The organism is Streptomyces sp. NPDC050147, assembly GCF_040660195.1.
Taxonomy (GTDB): Bacteria; Actinomycetota; Actinomycetes; order Streptomycetales; family Streptomycetaceae; genus Streptomyces.
On sequence record NZ_JBFALJ010000004.1, the window covers coordinates 293,233 to 313,008 of the forward strand.

Genomic DNA, 19,776 nt, shown 5'->3' on the forward strand with positions numbered 1-19,776 from the left:
CTTCCTCGCTGGTCATCGGGGCCAGACCGGGCGGGGTCGGCTCCCGGCGTGTGCGGCCCTCGCTCAAAAGTGAGTGCCACTAACAATTGACATTCAAGCCTCTAAGGACAGTAGACTTTCAAAAAAGCCCGACACCCGCGTCCGGCGCATGCCGCTGCCCTCGCGGTCGTCCGGGCACGGCGCGTCCTGATTCGGAGGTCGTCATGGCCACGCTCCTTTACCGGGTGGGCCGCTGGTCGTTCCGGCGGCGCAGGCTTGTTCTCTCCCTGTGGATCGCGGTGCTCGTCGCGGTCGGTGGGGGCGCCGCCGCCCTGTCGGAGGATTCCACCGCGGTCGGCTCATCGGCCCTGCCGGGCACCGAGTCGCAGCGGGCCCTCGACCTCCTCAAGGAGCGTTTCCCCGAGCAGCCCGTCGACGGGGCGAGCGCACGGGTCGTCTTCGTCGCCCCGGACGGCGAGACGCTGCGGGACAAGGGCCCGGCGGCCACGCTGGAGCAGGTGATCGGAGCACTGCGGGACGCTCCGCAAGTGGCCCACGCGGTCGATCCCATCGAGGCAGGTGTGCTGTCCGAGGACCGCCGCGTCGCCTACTCGGAAGTGACCTACTCCGTGCCGGGGGACAAGGTGACGGACGCGGCGCGGACCGCGCTCACCGAGGCGGCGGACGCGGGACGTGAGGGCGGTCTGGCCGTCGAGGTCGGCGGTGACGCCCTCGAACCGCAGCCCGAGATGAGCGTCCTGGAGATCGTCGGCGTGGTCTTCGCCGGTTTCGTCCTGGTCGTCGCGCTGGGCTCGGTCATCGCGGCCGGACTGCCGCTCCTGACGGCCTTCGTGGGGGTCGGCGTGGGTCTGCTCGCCATCACCGCGGTGAGCGGCCTGGTGACCCTGAACCGCGACGCGGCCGTACTGGCCCTCATGCTCGGCCTCGCGGTCTCCATCGACTACGCGCTCTTCATCGTCATGCGCTACCGGAGCGAACTGGTCGCCGGACGGGAGCCGGAGGACGCCGCGGGCCGCGCCACGGGCACCGCGGGATCGGCCGTGGTCTTCGCGGGCCTGACGGTGATCATCGCCCTGGCCGGCCTCGCGGTGCTCAACATCCCCCTGCTGACCGAGGACGGCCTCGCCGCGGCGGGCACCATCGCCGTGGTTGTGCTCGTGGCGCTGACACTGATGCCCGCGCTGCTGGGCTTCGCCGGCCGGCGGGTGCTGGGGCGGCAGGGCCGTGTCCTCGGCATCTTCCGCGGCCCCGAGGCCGGCAGCGGAACCGGCCGCACGGCCGGCCAACGCTGGGCCGAGCTCGTCACCCGTCGACCGCTCGCGATGCTGCTGCTCGCCGTGGTCACGCTGGGTGCGATGGCCGTGCCCGCCGCGGACCTGCGTCTCGGCATTCCCGACGACAGCACCGCCGCCGAGCACACCACACAGCGCAAGGCCTACGATCTGATCGCCGACAACTTCGGTCCCGGCGTCAACGGCCCGCTCATCGCGGTCGTCGACGCGGGCGCGAACGGTGACCCGGAACGCGCCGCGGAGCAGGCCAGGGAGCTGATCCGCAAACTGCCCGACGTCGCCGATGTCGCGCCGCCCGCGGTCAACAAGCAAGGAAACACGGCCCTCTTGCAGATCGTGCCGGACAGCGGGCCCGCCAGCGAGGACACCGAGAACTTGGTCGCCGCCATCCGCGAGCGGACCGAAGCCGTCGAGAAGGACACGGACGCCACCCTCCACATCACCGGTCAGACCGCCATGGACATCGACTCCTCCGACCGGATGGGCGAGGCACTGTTGCCGTACCTGGCAATCATCGTCGGGCTCGCGCTGGTTCTCCTGCTGCTCGCCTTCCGGTCGGTGCTCGTGCCGGTCAAGGCGGCGATCGGCTACCTCCTCACGGTCGCGGCGACCTTCGGCGCGGTCGTGGCCATCTTCCAGTGGGGCTGGCTGTCCGCCGTCACGGGCATCGAGGACACGGCACCGATCTACAGCCTGATGCCCATCCTGTTGGTCGGCATGTCCTTCGGCCTAGCCATGGACTACCAGGTGTTCCTCGTCAGTCGCATGCGGGAGGAGTACGCGCACGGTGCCGCGCCCACGGAGGCGATCGTGGGGGGATTCCGGCACAGCGCACGTGTGGTGACTGCCGCGGCGATCATCATGATCAGCGTCTTTCTCGGGTTCTTCCTCTCCGAGGACCTGTCGCTCAGGCTCTTCGGGTTCACGCTGGCCGCCGCTGTCCTGTTCGACGCCTTCGTGGTGCGCATGACCCTCATGCCGGCGGCCATGGCGCTGCTCGGCCGGTCGGTGTGGTGGCTGCCCGGGTGGCTGGACCGCGTCCTGCCGAACGCCGACATCGAGGGCGCGGGCGCCCGGCCCGACGACGAAGCCGTCGCCGCGCCCGAGTCCGAAGCCGTGGAGGAACCCGTGGCCGGGACCGTGGGCGAGGACGAGCGCCTCCTGCCGGGGGCCGGTGAGCGCCGGCCCTGAGCGGCGGTCGACGAGCAACCCAGATCTCCTGCGACGCGTTCAGCGGCATCCCCCGGTCCGCTCCGAACGCGTCGCAGGTTTTTCGGCGCGTACTCACGGAGCCGCACGCCCATTGTCCGTACCGGGAAGAGCAGCCCCTATTTCCTTGAGGGGGCAGCTATTTCCCCGGATAGGGGCTGACGTGGCGGACGGCAATCCATAGCCTCGCAAGGGCCCACCCGGGTTGCACGCGGCTCGGGAAAGCGGCGGAACGTTCGTACGTGCGACCTCTCGGAGGAAAGATGAAGTACGGCATTTCCCTGCTGCCCGACGCCGGTCCGGAGACCCGTTCGGCTTCCACGTATTTCGACGACGTGCTCCGCCTGGCGGAACTGGGTGAGGAACTCGGTCTCCATTACGTCAAGATGACGGAGCACTACCTGCACCGCGCCGGCGGCTACTGCCCGAGCCCGCTCACGTACCTCGCGGCCGTGGCGGCCCGCACCCGGCGCATCCGCCTGCTGACCGGCGGCATCCAGGCATCCTTCCACCACCCCATTCAGATAGCCGCCCATGCCGCCCAGGTGGACGCGATGAGCCACGGCCGTCTGGAGGTCGGCTTCGTCCGCGCGTTCCTGCCGCACGACTTCGAGGCGTTCGAGGTCGACATGACGGGCAGCCGGGCCAGGTTCCAGGCCACCGTGGACGCCGTGGTGCGGCTCTGGACGGAGGAGAAGGTCAGCGAGAGCACGCCGTACTTCAACTACTCCGACGCCACCAGCCTCCCGCCGACCGTGCAGTGGCCGCATCCGCCGGTGTGGATCTGCGTGGCGATGTCGGAGGCCAGCTTCCGCTACGCCGGTGAGCGCGGGCACAACCTGATGATCACCGCGACGCCGCAGCCCGAGGCCTACGACCACATCCGCAAGATGATCGAGGTGTACAAGGACGTCTTCGAGGAGCACCACGGAGACTCCGGACGCACACCACAGGTGGCCGCCGGTGTACCGCTCATGGTCGCCCCCACCGACGCGGAGGCGGAAGCTGCCGCACGGCGGCACCAGCGCGGCTACTTCGAGGTGTGGGGCGAGGCGTCCAAGCCGCTCCAGTCGCTGGACTCTCCCGACTACGCGGGCTACTCCAAGATGATCGAGCGCTACCTCACCATGGACGAGGACCGCATGATCGCCGGAACGATGTACGGCTCCCCGGCGACGGTCGCCCGCAAGACCCTTGAGCTGCAGGACGCGTTGCCGCTGGACGTGATCCTCTGGCAGCTCGACTTCGGCGGTCAGGACTACGCGACGATGTCCCGCAGCCTGAGGCTGTTCGTGGAGGAGTCCCAGCCGCTGATGCGCTGACGCCGCGCTCCCCACGACCTGACCGGAGGCAAGCTGTGGCACGTTCGGACGCCGTACAGGGTGACGCCCTGTCCGCGGCACCGGTCGATCCGATGGCGCTGCGCAAGGTGCTCCGCGGCCTGGCGACGGGCGTCACGGTGGTGGCAGCCGACTCGGCGAACGGGCCGGTGGGCGTCGCCATCAACTCGTTCACCTCGGTGTCCCTGGAACCGCCTCTGGTGCTGTTCTGCATCAGCCGCACCTCGCGGAGCTGGCCGGCCATCCGGGCGGCCGGCCGGTTCGCCGTCAGCTTCCTGACCGAGGACCAGGAACACGTGGCCCGCCGCTTCTGCGCGTCGGGAGTGGACCGGTTCACCGGCCAGGACATCGTCACCGCGGCGACCGAAGCGCCGATCCTGGCGGAGGCGGCCGGGTACGTCGACTGCCTCCTCAGCCGGTCGATCGAGGCCGGGGACCATCACGTGGTCCTTGGCCATGTCGTCGCCGCGGGCATCCTGAACGACTCGCGCCCGCTGGTCTTCACGCAGGGCACGTACCGCAGCGGGTGACGACCCGGCAGACCATGAATCGGCCCCGGCCCCGTCCGCGCATTACAGGGGTATTGCCCCCGATCACACCGTGGTGCATCAAGGGGTGCCCCTAAACCCGGGGCGAAAAGAATTGGGGTTCTCAATGTCTGCGGCCGCTGCCACGCTGCTGCATATGCGTGACGCCCGCTCTCATGCGTACGGCGGCGAAGCCGTTTCGGTGTCCGACGGGGAAAGGTGAGCATGCCCTCCGATTCATTCATCACCAGGTTCCACGAGCAGGTGAAACGGTTCCCTGAATCCCCTGCGCTCGTCCGGGAACAGGAAACGGTCTCCTATGGCCGACTTGGTGCCGATGTCGCGGACATCAGGGTGCGCCTGGGGGAACTGGCGCCGGATCCGATGCGCCCCGTGGTCGTACGGGCAAGCAAGTCCCCCGCGACGATCGCCCTGATCATCGCGTGCTCGTCGGAGCGCAGGCCGGTGCTGTTGCCCTCGGCCGAGCTCGGGGTGGACGCCCTGCACGAGCTGGCCGCCCGAGCAGGTGCTGACCGCGTGCTGAGCCGGGCCGACACGGGTGAGATCACCGCGGACGCGGTCACCGCGCCCGCGGCGGCCGAACTCCACGACGGAGTACGGCTGTTGCTGACCACCTCCGGCACCACAGGACTGCCCAAGGTGGTGCCGCTGCCCGACGCGGCCATCGACGCCTTCCTGACGTGGGCGGCCGACCGGTTCGGCATCGTCCCCGGCCGCCATGTGCTGAGTTACGCCCCGCTCAACTTCGACCTCTCCATGCTCGAGCTGTGGACGACGTTGAGCAGGGGCGGTTGCGCGGTTCTGGTCGCGCCGGACCGCGCGACCGACGGTGCCCACCTGCGCGAGCTGATCACCCGGCACGAGGTCCACCTGGTGCAGGGACTCCCGCTGATGTACCGGCAACTGTGCGACGGGAGGCGGCAGGACGAGGCGCTGAAGGCCCCCGCGCACGTGCTGTTCACGGGAGCCGCCATGCCGTCGACGCTGCTCGCGGAGTTGCCGGCACTGTTCCCCGCGGCTGCCTTCGCCAACGTCTACGGCTGTACCGAGACCAACGACAGCTTCGTCCATGACGTTGACCTCGCGGCCTGGGGTGACGGGTCCGTGATGCCGGTGGGACGGCCCCTGCCCGGCGTCCGGGCGCGCATCGAGGACGCGCGAGGGCGGCCGTTGGAGGGGAGCGGCGTCGGCGAGCTCGTGGTCAGCACCCCGTTCCAGGCGCCCGGCTACCTCGCCTCCCCGCCCGGCCGGGACGGGTTCGTCACCCGCGACGACGAGGACGGCCCTCGTACCTACTTCCGCAGCGGTGACCTGGTGCGCCGGGATCCCGACGGCACGCTGACGCTGGTCGGACGCAGCGACTTCCAGGTCAAGGTGCGCGGCACCCGCGTCAACGCCGAGGAGGTGGAACAGGTCCTGCTCGACCATCCCGAGGTCAGCGAGGCGGCGGTCCTCGCGGTGCCCGACAGCGCGGCCGGACACCGGCTGTCCGCCGTGGTCCGGCGCGCTCCCGGGTCCCGTCTGGGGGCCATCGCCCTGCGTCAGCACTGCGCACGGCGGCTCACCAGGGCCGCCATCCCGACACACGTGCGGATCGTCGATGACCCGCTGCCCCGGGGCGCGACCGGGAAGACCGACCGCGCCGCACTGGGCCTGGCCACTGAGTAGGGGCGGCAGTCGACAAGGCCAGTGCCTCACCACACCACCCCACACCCGGAGGACAAGGGGCAGATCATTGTTCATACGAGAAAAAGAGAGCGTCAAGGCCGTGGAATGGGGAAACGGCCTCAGTTACCGATTCATCGTCGTCGCCGACCGCATGGGATTCAGCCTCGCTGAAACCCTGGTGTACGCGGGAACCAAGTCACGGCTGCAGTACCGCAATCATCTCGAGGCCTGCTATTGCATCAGCGGCCAAGGTCAGGTGGTCAGCGCGGACGGCGCCGTCCAGTACGAGATCAGGCCGGGCGTTCTGTACGCGCTCGACCAGCACGACGCGCATTTCCTGATCGCCGACGAGAGAGAGGACCTGCGACTGATCAGCGTGTTCAACCCCGCACTGCGCGGCGACGAGGTGCACAGCCTCGACGGCACCGGATTCTCGGAGTATTGACACGTCTCCTGTAAAAGGCCGGCACCCGCACGGCCGGCCGTCTTCTTCGAAAGGGCGAGGCGTTGATCGACTGGAATGACGAACAGCGGCAACTCCGCCGTGCCGCGCAGCGGCTCGGCGAATCGCTGAGCGCCGGACACCTCGAACGCGACGGCCGCGCCGAGTTCTCCCGCGACGGGTGGAAGCTCGTCCAGCGGTCCGGGCTGCTTGCGCTGCCCTTCGACCACCGGTGGGGCGGCCTCGGGCAGGACCTGCTGACCACGATGTACGTCCTGGAGGGCCTGGGGCACGCCTGCCGTGACAGCGGACTGAGCTTCTCCCTGACGACACACGTCGTCAGCACCGGCATACCGCTGCAGCACTTCGGCTCACCGGAGCTTCAGGAACGCTTCATGCCGGCGGTCTGCGCGGGTGACCTGATCGGCGCCCACGCGATCTCCGAACCCGAGGCGGGCTCGGACATGCTCGCCCTTCGCACCAGTGCCCGGGTCGACGGGGACGAACTCGTCCTCAACGGCAGCAAGGCGTTCGTCACCAACGGCCCGGTGGCCGACGTGGTCGTGGTGTACGCCAGGACCGACCCCGCGGGCGGCCCCTTCGGCATCTCCGCGATCCTGGTGGAGCGCGACCGCGAGGGCCTCGGCTTCGGCCGCCCGGTCGAGAAGATGGGGCTGCGCACCTCCCCCCTGTGCGAAGTGTTCCTCGACGACTGCCGTGTCCCGACGGACAACGTCATAGGCGGCCTCGGTTCGGGATTCCTGGTCTTCGATCACGTGATGAACTGGGAAGTGCTGTGTTCTTTCGCGGTCAATGTCGGCGAGATGCAGCACCGGCTCGAGCGGGTCGTCGAATACGCCAGGAGCCGCAAGCAGTTCGGCAGCCACATCGGCTCTTTCCAGGCGGTCGCCCACCGCATCGTCGACATGAGGATCGCGGTGGACACCGCTCGGCGCGCGTTGTACGACGCCGCCGCTCGCGTCGTGCGGAACGAGCAGGCGACGGAGGACGTCGCCATCGCCAAACTCCTCGTGAGTGAGGGCAACATGGCCACCGCGGTGGCCGCCGTCGAGACGTTCGGCGGATACGGATACATGACGGAATCCGGGCTCGAACACGACGTGCGCTGCGCACTCGCGGGCCTGATCTACTCCGGGACGAGCGATATCCAGCGCAACCGGATCGCCAAAATGATGGGTTTGCACGGCGCCGCACCCGGCTGCTGATTTCTCCACGCTAAAAGTCGATTCTTGATCAGTCGTGGCACGCGGTTACTCATGGCGGAGGCTTCACATGGCGGACGAAAAGAAGATCCTTGATTACCTGAAGCGGGTCACCGCGGATCTTCACAAGACACGTCAACGCCTCCACGAAGTGGAGTCGGGCCAGCAGGAGCCTGTCGCGATCGTGGCGATGGCATGCCGTTATCCGGGCGGAGTGGGATCGCCCGAGCACCTGTGGGACCTGGTGGCCGCCGAGGCCGATGCCATCAGCACTTCTCTGCCCACCGACCGGGACTGGGACGAGGACCTCTACGACCCGGACCCCGACCGGACGGGCAAGACGTACGCCCGCGGCGGCGGCTTTCTCGACGACATCACGGGCTTCGACGCCGAGTTGTTCGGAATTTCGCCGCGTGAGGCGTTGGCGATGGACCCGCAGCAGCGCTTGCTTCTCGAGACCTCGTGGGAGCTGCTGGAGCGCGGGGTCGGTGATCCCCGGTCGCTGCGCTCCAGCGCGACCGGCGTGTTCGTCGGCTCGTCCGACTCCGGATACCTCTCCGACATCGCCAGGGTTCCCGAGGAGATCGAGGGATACGCCCTGACCGGCAACCAGGCCAGTGTGCTGTGCGGCCGGGTCTCCTACACCTTCGGCCTCGAGGGGCCCGCGGTGAGTGTGGACACCGCGTGTTCGTCGTCGCTGGTGGCGCTCCACCTGGCGGCTCAGGCACTGCGGCAGGGGGAGTGCTCGCTGGCCCTGGCCGGCGGCGTGACCGTGATGGCGGACCCCTCCGGCCTGGTGGAATTCGCCCGCCAGCGTGGGCTTGCGCCGGACGGACGGTGCAAGGCGTTCTCTTCCGATGCGGACGGCACGGGATGGGGCGAGGGTGTGGGGCTCCTGTTGCTGGAGCGGTTGTCGGACGCGCGGCGGAACGGTCGGCGGGTGCTGGCGGTGTTGCGGGGTTCGGCGGTGAACCAGGACGGTGCGAGCAGTGGGCTGACGGCGCCGAACGGCCCGTCTCAACAGCGCGTCATCCAGGCAGCGTTGGCGAGTGCCGGGCTCGGTGTGGCCGACGTGGATGTGGTCGAGGCGCATGGCACGGGGACTCAGCTGGGCGATCCGATCGAGGCGCAGGCGCTGCTCGCCACGTACGGCCAGGACCGTGAACGCCCGGTGTGGCTCGGTTCGGTGAAGTCCAACATCGGCCATACGCAGGCAGCCGCGGGTGTGGCTGGTGTGATCAAGATGGTGATGGCGTTGGAGCGGGGGACGCTGCCGCGGACGTTGCATGTGGCCCAGCCGTCGCCGTTGGTGGACTGGTCGGCGGGGCAGGTGGAACTGCTGACGCAGGCCGTGGAGTGGCCGCGCCAGGAGGGCCGTGTCCGGCGGGCCGGAGTGTCCTCGTTCGGGGTGAGCGGCACCAACGCCCACGTCGTACTGGAGGAGGGCGAGGAAGCGCTCGCGCACCCCGAGGCGCCGGAAGACGGCTCGGACAAGAGCGGCCCAAAGAGTGGTCCGGAGATCGGTCCGGTGGCCTGGACGGTGTCGGGCGAGTCGGAGGGCGGCCTGCGGGGCCAGGTCGAGCGGTTGCGCTCGTGGATGTCGGAGCGGCCGGACGCGGATGTCGCGGAGGTCGCCCGAGGGCTGGCGGGACGGGCGGAACTGCGGCACCGGCTCGCCGTCGTGGGGGCCGGGCGGGAGCAACTGCTCGATGCCCTCGACGCGTTCTCGGCGGGCGGGCTTGCGGGCGATGCCTCATCGGGTGTGGCTTCGGGCCGTGTGCGGACGGGGTCCAAGGTCGCGTTCCTCCTGTCGGGGCAGGGCGCACAACGCCCGGGAATGGGAGGGGAGTTGTACGAAGCCTTCCCGGTGTTCGCACAGGCTCTGGACGCGGTGTGTGAGCCGTTGGACCGGGAAGTGGGCCGGTCGGTCCGTGAGCTGATGCTCGCGTCGCACGACTTGGAGGAACCGCCAAAGGGCGCGGGGGCTTCGGAGCGGGAGTTGGACCGGACGGTGTACGCCCAGCCCTCGCTCTTCGCCTTCGAGGTGGCGCTGTGCGAGTTGATGCGGTCCTGGGGCGTGGTGCCGGAGGCCCTGCTCGGCCACTCGGTCGGTGAGCTGACGGCCGCGTACGTGTCCGGCATGCTGAGCCTGCCGGATGCCTGCCGCCTCGTGGCCGCGCGTGGCCGCCTGATGCAGGCCCTGCCGCCGGGTGGAGCCATGGTGTCGGTGCGCGCGTCGCAGGAGGAGATCCTGCCGTCGCTGCGCCCGTACGAAGGTCTTGTCGGAATCGCCGCGGTCAACGGCCCGGCCTCGACGGTGATATCGGGGCAGCAGGAGGCCATCGCCTCACTGGCCGACCACTGGGCGGGGGAGGGGCGCTCGGTCAAGCGGCTCAAGGTCTCCCACGCCTTCCACTCCCCGCTGATGGAACCGGTCCTCGAGGAGTTCCGGGAGATCGTGGCGGGCGTCGCCTTCCACCCTCCGCGTATCCCGGTCATCTCCAACGTGACCGGTGAACCCCTGTCCGCCGAAGAGGCGTCGTCGCCCGAGTACTGGGCCCAGCACATCCGCCGCCCCGTGCAGTTCCTCGGCGGGATACGTCATCTGGCGCGGTCCGGCATCAACACGTTCCTCGAACTGGGGCCCACCAGCCCTCTGCTGCCCGCCGTCGCCGAATGCCTCGACCTCGCCGAGCCACAGCGGGACGCGGACCCTGACGTACAGGACGTGCTGCAGCTCGGCACCCTGCATCCGGACCGCTCCGAGGTCTCCTGCGCCTTGACCACCGCCGGGCACCTGTGGGCTCACGGCGTGCCCGTGCTGTGGCAGCGGATCACCCCACCCGGTACGCCCGCCGCCCTGCCCACCTACGCCTTCGACCATCACCCCTACTGGTTCCGCAACCTCGGCCGCGGGAACAACCAGCCTTCCACCGGGGCGACCGCACTGGCCCACGGACTGCTCACCGCGTCCATGCACATCGCCGGCGACTCGTCCACCCTCCTCACCGGCCGCCTGTCCCTGGACACCCAGGAATGGCTGGACGACCACCGCATCGCGGGCACCGTCGTCCTGCCCGGCGCCGCCTTCGTCGAACTGGTGACACGCGCCGCCGACGAGGTCGGCCACCGGCACATCGAGGAACTGACCGTGCACGCCCCCCTGGTCATCCGCGACCAGGGCGCGGTCGACCTCCAAGTCGTCGTCGACCGCGACGACACGGGTGACAGCCGTGCCGTCACCGTCTACGCCCGCAGCGACGACTCGACAGCCTGGACCCGCCACGCCGAGGCCACGATCACGGAGCAGCTCGTCCCCGCGGCTTTCGACGGGAGCGCCCGAGAGTGGCCACCGGCCGACGCGCGACCCGTGTCGCTCCGAGGGCGGTACGAGGAACTCGCCGAGCAAGGCCGCCACTACGGCCCCGCCTTCCAGGGTGTGACGGCGGTCCGGCGACACGGCAGCGACCTCTACGCCGACATCGAACTCCCCCGGGCGGCAGGGGAGGACACCGCTCACTACAACATGCACCCGGCGCTGCTGGACGCCGCCGTCCAGTTGGCCGCCCTGGGAGAGGCGTTCTCCGGCGAGGGCAGCCGGCTGCCGGTCACGTGGAGCGGCGTGTCGCTGTTCGCCACGGGAGTCACTCACGCTCGCGTACACATACGGGTCACGGGTCCGGACACCGCACGGGTCCTCGTCGCCGACGCCGCCGGTGAACCGGTGGCGGTCGTGGAGTCGGTGGTCTTCCGCGCGGTGAGCCAGGAGCAGTTGACCGGCCGCGGCGACACCGGTGAACTGTTCCATCTGGACTGGCTGCCCGCGTCCGCGACGGGCGCCTCGCGGAACGTCTCCAGCGCGGACGCCGAAGACGCCGCGGACGGCGTCGGAAGCCTTGCGGTGCTCGGACGCGATCTCCTCGGCGCCGAAGTGGCGGATGACCCGGGGCTCAGGGCGTACGGGGATCTGTCGGAGCTCGCAGCCGCCCTCGACGAGGGCGCGGCCGCGCCTGAATACGTCCTGGCGCCGTGCTCCGCCCGGCAGGACGATCCGTCCACGGCGCCACATGAGCGCGTGGAGCACATGATCAGTACGGCACGGGAGTGGCTCGCCCACGAACGTCTCGCCTCCTCCACCCTGGTCGTGGTCACCCGCGGCGCCGTGGTCACCGCCGCGGAGAGGACCGATGCGGGTGAGCTCGTCTTCGACCTGCCGGGCGCCGGTGTGTGGGGGGCGGTCAAAGCACTGCAGCGTGCGCACCCGGGCCGGTTCGTGCTGTTGGACCTTGATCCTGTGGGCGCCGCGGACGGGGCCACCGAAGACTGGCGGGCACCGCTGAGCGTGGCAGCGGCCGGCGAGACACAGATCGCGGTGCGTGCCGGACAGCCGCTCGTCGCCCGCCTCGACCGGGCGCCGACGGCTCCTGCCGCACGGGACGAACCGGACGAGCCGAGCGAGCCGAGCGAGCCCGGCACCTGGGACAGTGTTCTGATCCACGACGGCACGGGCACGGCCGCCGGCCCGGTGGCGCGGCGCCTCGTCCAGGAACACCGCACTCGGCGCGTGACACTCCTCGGCCCACTGAGCACCCAGGCCTCGGACGCCGAGGCGTTCCGCACGGAACTGTCGGCCCTCGGCGCCGAGGCCACCGTCCTCACCTGTGACGCCGCCGACCATGCCGCCCTCACCGACGCGCTCGCCCACGTGTCCGCCGACGGCACACCCACCGCCGTCGTACACCTGGACCCGACGCTGGGCGTGCCCGTGAGCGGCACCGATGCCGCCCTTGCGGCGCAGCACAGTGTGGCCGCCGCCGCCCACCTGTACGAACTCACCTCCCGCTGGAACCCGGCAGCCTTCGTCACCGTGACCCGCGCGCCGGAACTCCTCGGCGAGAGCGGCGCGGAACCGACGCACGAGCAGACGTATCTCTCCGCGTCCTGCAGCCTCCTCGACGCCCTGGCACATCAGCACCGCGGCCGAGGCCTGCCCGCGGTCTCCCTGGCCTGGGGCTCGGGCCCGCCGGCCGACCGGGAGCGAGGTGCGGCCCTTGGCGACCTCATCTGCCGGGCCCACGTGCCCGTGTTGCTCAGCCTCCAGGTCGACCTCCCCGCCCTGCGCTCACGGGCCGCCGCCGGAGAAGCACTGGCACCGGTGTGGTGGGAGCTCGTCCCCGCGTCCGTGCCGCGGCGGACCGCCACCGGCGCCGAGCCCGGTTCCGAGCTGACGCGGCGCCTGGCAGGACTCACCGACAGCGAGCGGCTCCAGGCGGTGACGGGCCTGGTACGTGAGCACATCGCCACCGTGCTCGGACACCAGGGGGCCGAGGCCCTCGATCTGGAACGAGGGCTCGTCGACCTGGGTCTCACGTCGCTGACCGGGGTGCAGCTGCGCAACCGTCTCGCCGCCGCCACCGGACTGCGGCTGCCCTCCACGATCATCTTCGACTACCCGACGCCCGTCGCGCTCGCACGGCACGTGGACCTCGAACTCTCGGGCCGCACGCCCGCGTCGAGTCCCGCCCGCCCTGCCGGCCCGGCCAAGGACGACGAACCCATCGCGGTGGTGGCGATGGCCTGTCGCTATCCGGGCGGCGTGACGTCCCCGGAGGACCTGTGGGACCTGGTGATCGCGGAGCGGGACGCCATCTCCGCCTTCCCCAAGGACCGCGGGTGGGACGAGGATCTCTACGACCCGGATCCCGACCGATCGGGGAAGACGTACGTCCGCGGCGGGGGTTTTCTCGACGACATCGCCGGGTTCGACGCCGAGTTGTTCGGGATCTCGCCACGCGAGGCCCTGACGATGGACCCGCAGCAGCGGCTGATGATGGAGACCTCGTGGGAGCTGCTGGAGCGCGGGGTCGGTGATCCCCGCTCCCTGCGGGGCAGCTCGACCGGTGTCTTCGTCGGATCTCTCCCTTCGCAGTACGTGGACCTCGGACGTTCCGGGGAGCAGGCGGAGGGACACGCCTACATCGGCAACGGGATGAGTGTCATCTCGGGCCGTGTCTCCTACACCTTCGGCCTTGAGGGGCCCGCCGTCACGGTGGACACCGCGTGCTCGTCGTCGCTGGTGGCGCTCCACCTGGCGGCTCAGGCGCTGCGCCAGGGGGAGTGTTCGCTGGCCCTGGCAGGCGGCGTGTACGCCGTCTCCAACCCTGCCCCCTTCCTCGCCTTCGCCCGCCAGCGCGCGTTGTCGGCGGACGGCAGGTGCAAGGCGTTCTCGGAGGAGGCGGACGGGTTCGGCATGGCCGAGGGCGTGGGCCTGGTGATGTTGGAGCGGTTGTCGGACGCGCGGCGGAACGGTCGGCGGGTGCTGGCGGTGTTGCGGGGTTCGGCGGTGAACCAGGACGGTGCGAGCAGTGGGCTGACGGCGCCGAACGGCCCGTCCCAACAGCGGGTGATCCAGGCGGCGTTGGCGAGTGCAGGGCTCGGCGTGGCCGACGTGGATGTGGTCGAGGCGCATGGCACGGGGACGCAGCTGGGTGATCCGATCGAGGCTCAGGCGCTGCTCGCGACGTACGGCCAGGATCGTGAACGCCCGGTGTGGCTCGGTTCGGTGAAGTCCAACATCGGGCATTCGCAGGCCGCCGCGGGTGTGGCCGGTGTGATCAAGATGGTGATGGCGCTGGAGCGCGAGGTGTTGCCGCGGACGCTGCATGCGGAGCAGCCCTCGCCGTTGGTGGACTGGTCGGCGGGACAGGTGGAACTGCTGACGCAGGCCGTGGAGTGGCCGCGCCAGGAGGGTCGTGTCCGGCGGGCCGGGGTGTCCTCGTTCGGGGTGAGCGGCACCAACGCCCACGTCGTACTGGAGGAACCGCCCCGGACAGAACCGGCGCGGACCGAACTGCCGGAGAGCGAACCGGACCAGGCACCGGAGACCGGCGCCGCGGTGTCGTGGGTCGTGTCGGGGGCGAATGAAGACGGACTGCGGGAACAGGCGCGACGGCTGGTCGGTGCCGTGACGGAAGGACCGTCGGCGGCGGCGGACGTGTCCGGCGTGGCGCGCGGTCTTTGCTGCCGGGCGGCCCTGCGGCACCGGCTGGTCGTGACGGGGACCGAACGCGCCGACCTGGTGGCGGGCTTGCAGACGTTCCTCGCACAGGGCACGGACCGTGCGGCCTCCGACGACAAGCGGTCGAGCGTCGTGGACGGTGTGGTGGACGGTGGCGGTGGTGTGGTGTGGGTCTTCCCTGGTCAGGGGTGGCATTGGGTGGGGATGGGGCGGGAGTTGTTGGACGGTTCTGCGGTGTTTGCGCGGGTGGTGGGTGAGGTGTCGGCGTTGGTGGAGGGGGAGGCGGGGTGGTCGGTGGTTGATGTGTTGCGGGGGGTGGAGGGTGCTCCGCGGTGGGATCGGGTGGATGTGGTGCAGCCGGTGTGTTTCGCGGTGATGGTGGGGCTGGCCCGGATGTGGGAGTCGGTGGGGGTGTTGCCGGCCGCGGTGGTGGGTCATTCCCAGGGCGAGATCGCGGCGGCACATGTGGCCGGGATGCTGTCACTGCCTGACGCCGTACGGGTCGTGGTGGGGCGTTCGGCGGCCATCACGGCACTGGCCGGACAGGGAGGGATGGTTTCGCTGGCGGCGCCCGCGGATCGGGTCCGGCAGTGGCTGGAGGAAGTGGGCGACGGGCGGCTGACGGTGGCCGCGGTCAACGGGCCGGCATCCACCGTGGTGGCGGGCGAGGCCGCCGCCGTGGACCAGCTGATCGCCTTCTGCGACGAGTGGGGCGTACGTGCCCGGCGCATCGACGTGGACTACGCCTCCCACTCTCCGCACGTCGAACAGGTACGAGGGCCCATCCTGGACCGGCTTGCGGGGCTGGCCCCCACCACGGGCCGCATTCCGCTGTGGTCGACGGTCACGGGCCGGCCCATGGCGGGCCCGGATCTCGACGCCGAGCACTGGTACACCAATCTCCGGCAGCCCGTGCTCTTCGATCCGACCATCACCGCCCTGCTCGACGAGGGGTTCACCACCTTCGTCGAAATCAGCGGGCACCCTGTGCTGACCCCGGCCGTCGAGGACCGTGTCCAGGCGGCGGGCGTCCGCGCCCACACCGTGCCGACCCTGCACCGCGACAACGGAGCCGTCCACCGCTTCCACACGTCCGCCGCCCTCGCCTGGACCCGCGGCGTGGACATCGACTGGACCTCGCTGCACGGCAAGGGCCCCACCACGCCCGTGCCCTTGCCCACCTACGCCTTCGACCACAAGCGCTACTGGCTCACTCGGGAGTCGGGCGGCGGCGACCTGTCCGGCGTCGGCCTGGAGTCGGTCGACCACGGATTGCTGGGCGCGTCGGTCGAACTCGGTGACGGCGTCGGCCTCGTGCTGACCGGCCGGTTGTCCCTGGCCACGCACGGGTGGCTGGCGGACCACCGGGTGGGCGGCCGGGTGCTGCTGCCGGGTACGGCTTTCCTCGAACTGGTGATGCGCGCCGGCGACGAAGTGGGCTGCGGCCACATCGAGGAACTGCTGGTGCAGGCCCCGCTGATGGTGCCCGAAAAGGGCGGGGTGGAGATCCAGGTGATGGTGGAGGCACCTGACGACGCCGACCGCCGGAAGATCACCGTCCATGCCCGTCCGCAGGACGCCCCGGGAGGCTGGACCAGCCACGCCGAGGCGCTCGTGACCCGTGAACAACCGGCCCAGGAGGCAGGCCTGCCGGTGTGGCCCCCGGCCGGCAGCCGCCCCGTACCGCTGGAGGGGCGATACGAGGAACTGGCCGCGCGCGGTTACGAGTACGGCCCCGCCTTCCGTGGACTCGTGGCGGCCTGGCGGCGCGGAGGCGAGATCTTCGCCGAGGTCGAACTGCCCGAGCAGGTGAAGGACGACGCCCCGCGCTTCACCCTGCATCCCGCGCTCCTGGACGCCGCGGCACACGCGATCAGCCTGGGGGACTTCTTCTCCGCCGACGGAATCTGGCTGCCGTTCGCCTGGCGGGGGGTGTCCGTGTTCGCGACCGGCGCCGGCCGCCTGCGCGTACGCATCGGCCTGAGCGGTCCGGACTGCGTCAGTGTCCTGGTGGCCGACGCCGCCGGGGAGCCCGTGGCAGCCGTCGATGCGCTCGTCATGCGAGAGCTCACGTCCGACAGCCTGGCAGCCCTGACCACCGAATCCCACGCCGGCGACACGGAGGACCTCTACCGCCTGGAATGGACCCCACCACCGGCCGTCCAGCCCGAGGAGCAGCCGGGCGAAGCCGCCGTCCTCGGGTCCGGCAGTCCGCAGATCGCCGAAGAGATGACATCCGCGGGCGTCGGCGTCCGCCGCTACGCCGACGTGCACGAGCTGCGCGCCGCGCTGGAGCGGGGCGAGGAACCACCGCCGGTGGCAGTGCTGCTGTGCGGCCGTCCGGACGACGCCGAGGGGGACACGGCCGGGGCCGCGCACCGGATGGCGGAGGAACTGCTCGCCACCCTGCAGGCATGGCTCGCGGACGAACGGTGTGCGGCCACCCGGCTGATCGTGGCGACCCGCGGCGCGACGGGCGCGGGGCGGGTCACCGACCTGCCGGCGTCCGTGCTGTGGGGGATGGTCCGCACCGCCCAGTCGGAGAACCCGGGCCGGTTCGCCCTGCTCGACCTCGACCCCGGTGCGGCGGACGGCACACCGGTCTGCGACTGGCGGGCCGTGCTGACCATGACCGGCACCGAGCCCCAGCTGGCCGTACGCGACGGACAGCTTCTGTCGGCACGGCTGGGCCGCGCCGACGCCGGTACAGACACCCCGCTGCGCCTCGGCGGCTGGGGCGACGACGCCGCATGGCGGCTCACCCCGCTCGGCACCGGGTCCCTGGACGACATCGGAGTCGTCCCCTGCCCGGAGACGCTGGAGCCCCTGGGGCCGGGCGAGGTGCGGGTACGGGTGCGGGCCGCCGGACTCAACTTCCACGACGTCGTGGTCGCGCTCGGCATGGTCGACGACGACGGCTTCGGCACCGAGGGCGCCGGCGTGGTACTCGATGTCGGGGACCAGGTGCGGGACCAGGCGCACGGACTGAGGCCCGGCGACCGGGTGGCAGGCTCGCTCATGGGCGCCTTCGGGCCGACCGCGGTCGCCGACCACCGGGAGCTCGTCCGGATACCCGACGACTGGTCCTTCGAAGAGGCCGCCACGGTGCCCGCGGTGTTCCTGACGGCCTACTACGCCCTGGTCGACCTCGCGGGAGTCTCGCGGGGGGACCGGGTGCTGATCCACGCCGCCACCGGCGGTGTCGGCCTGGCCGCCGTACAGCTGGCCCGCCTGCTGGGCGCGGAGGTCTTCGCCACCGCGTCCCCCGCCAAGCAACAGGTGCTCCGTGACTGGGGCGTGGACGCCTCGCACATCGCCTCCTCGCGTTCCACCGACTTCACGGAACAGTTCCTGGCGGTGACGGAGGGCGCGGGCATGGACGTGACGCTGGGGTCACTGGCCGGGGACATGGTCGACGCGACCCTCGCACTGCTGCCTCGCGGCGGCCGGTACCTGGAGATGGGCAAGACCGACGTACGCGAGGCCGGGAAGGTCGCGGACGCTCACCCCGGAGTGACGTACCGGGCCTTCGATGTCGGAGAGGCCGGTGCCGACCGGGTCGAGGAGGTCTTCACCGAGTTGATGGGCCTGTTCGACGAAGGACGGCTGCGGCCGCTGCCGCGCGTCGAATGGGAACTGGCCGAGATGCCCCAGGCGCTGCGGCACATGAGCCAGGCCCGCCACATCGGCAAGAACGTGCTGCGCGTCCCGACACCCGTCGACGCCGAGGGAACGGTGCTCATCACGGGTGGCACGGGCACGCTCGGCGGGCAGGTCGCCCGCCATCTGGCCTCCGCACACCGGCTGAAGCACCTGCTGCTCCTTTCCCGGTCGGGACCGGACGCCGAGGGAGCCGAACAGCTCCGTGCCGACCTCGCGGAACTCGGCGCCCGCGTCACCATCGCGGCCTGCGACGTCACCGACCGCGACGCACTCGCCGCGGCGATCGCCGCCGTCCCCGCCGAGCATCCGCTCACCGCGGTCGTGCACGCGACGGGAGCACTCGACGACGCCACACTGATGAGCCTGACGCCGGAGCAACTCCACCGGGTGCTCGACACCAAGGTGGACAGCGCCGTCCATCTGCACGACCTGACCCGGGACCTGGAGCTGGGCGCCTTCGTGCTGTTCTCCTCGGCCAGCGGCCTCCTGGGCGGTCCGGGCCAGGCCAACTACGCCGCCGCGAACACCTTCCTGGACGCCTTGGCCGCGTACCGGCGGGCCACGGGCGGCGCCGCCACAAGCGTCGCCTGGGGCCTATGGGCCGAAGCGAGCGGCATGACGAGCCACCTCAGCCAGAACCAGCGGAACCGCGGTGGGCTCCTGCCGCTGGCCACGGCCGACGGCCTCCGCCTACTGGACGCCGCCGTGACGATGCCGGACCCGCTCCTCTTCGCGAGCGGGCTCAACCTCCAGGCCCTTCCCCCCATGCCCATCTGGAGCCGGCTGACCGGGCTTCGGCGCCGCACCGCCGCGGACGTCCCCACCGAGTCCTCGCTCATCCGCGCCCTGGCGTCGCAGGGCGACGACGAACAGCACCGGACGCTGCTGCAGCTCGTCCGCTCCCAGGCGGCCACCGTGCTGGCGACCGGCGCGCAGGACATCGGGCCGCATCGCGGATTCACCGACATCGGACTGGACTCGCTGACGGCCGTCGAACTCCGCAACCGCCTTTCCGCGGCCATCGGTCTGCAACTGCCGCCCACCACGATCTTCGACCACCCCACCCCCGACCAGCTCGCCGATCACCTCAAGCGACAGCTCGCCCCGAAGACCGGCGGAGGCACGACGTCCACGAACGACCTGTCGGAGGCCGAGGTACGACGGGCACTGGCGGCCATCCCGCTGCCCAGGCTCCGGGACGCCGGGCTGATGGAGCGGCTGCTCGAACTCGCCGGGCTCGCCGAGGTGTCGTCGAACGGGGACGCCCACGAGGCGGAGGAGCGGGCCATCGACGCCATCGACGACATGGACGTCGCGGAACTGCTGCAGCTCGTGCAGGACGAGGAGTCGTGAACCACAACGTCGGGAGCAGG

At 70.8% G+C, this 19,776-nt stretch carries 7 protein-coding genes; all 7 read left to right on the forward strand.

What is annotated here, in order from left to right; translation table 11 throughout:
* Window positions 1-203 precede the first annotated feature (203 nt).
* The 7 genes from AB0I94_RS09900 (at window position 204) to AB0I94_RS09930 (ending at window position 19,756) form a co-directional block, all read left to right on the forward strand.
* A complete protein-coding gene (locus AB0I94_RS09900; protein WP_363308958.1) occupies window positions 204-2,483 on the forward strand; it encodes an MMPL family transporter in 2,280 nt (759 codons plus the stop codon).
* 281 nt (window positions 2,484-2,764) lie between these two features.
* Complete coding sequence (locus AB0I94_RS09905) at window positions 2,765-3,823, forward strand: LLM class flavin-dependent oxidoreductase (protein WP_363308959.1); 1,059 nt, start codon at window positions 2,765-2,767, stop codon at window positions 3,821-3,823.
* Window positions 3,824-3,858: 35 nt separating this feature from the next.
* Complete coding sequence (locus tag AB0I94_RS09910; RefSeq protein WP_363308960.1) at window positions 3,859-4,371, forward strand: flavin reductase family protein; 513 nt, start codon at window positions 3,859-3,861, stop codon at window positions 4,369-4,371.
* 222 nt (window positions 4,372-4,593) lie between these two features.
* Window positions 4,594-6,057 (forward strand): AMP-binding protein, encoded by a 1,464-nt coding sequence (locus tag AB0I94_RS09915; RefSeq protein ID WP_363308961.1) that lies wholly within the window; start codon window positions 4,594-4,596, stop codon window positions 6,055-6,057.
* A gap of 67 nt (window positions 6,058-6,124) precedes the next feature.
* Entirely contained in the window at window positions 6,125-6,502 is a 378-nt protein-coding gene (locus AB0I94_RS09920; protein WP_363308962.1) for an ectoine synthase, read from the forward strand.
* Window positions 6,503-6,564: 62 nt separating this feature from the next.
* Window positions 6,565-7,725: an acyl-CoA dehydrogenase family protein gene (locus AB0I94_RS09925; protein WP_363308963.1), complete on the forward strand. Its 1,161-nt coding sequence runs from the start codon at window positions 6,565-6,567 to the stop codon at window positions 7,723-7,725.
* A gap of 67 nt (window positions 7,726-7,792) precedes the next feature.
* Window positions 7,793-19,756, forward strand: coding sequence for an SDR family NAD(P)-dependent oxidoreductase (locus tag AB0I94_RS09930; RefSeq protein ID WP_363308964.1), 11,964 nt, complete (start codon window positions 7,793-7,795; stop codon window positions 19,754-19,756).
* Window positions 19,757-19,776: the final 20 nt, after the last annotated feature.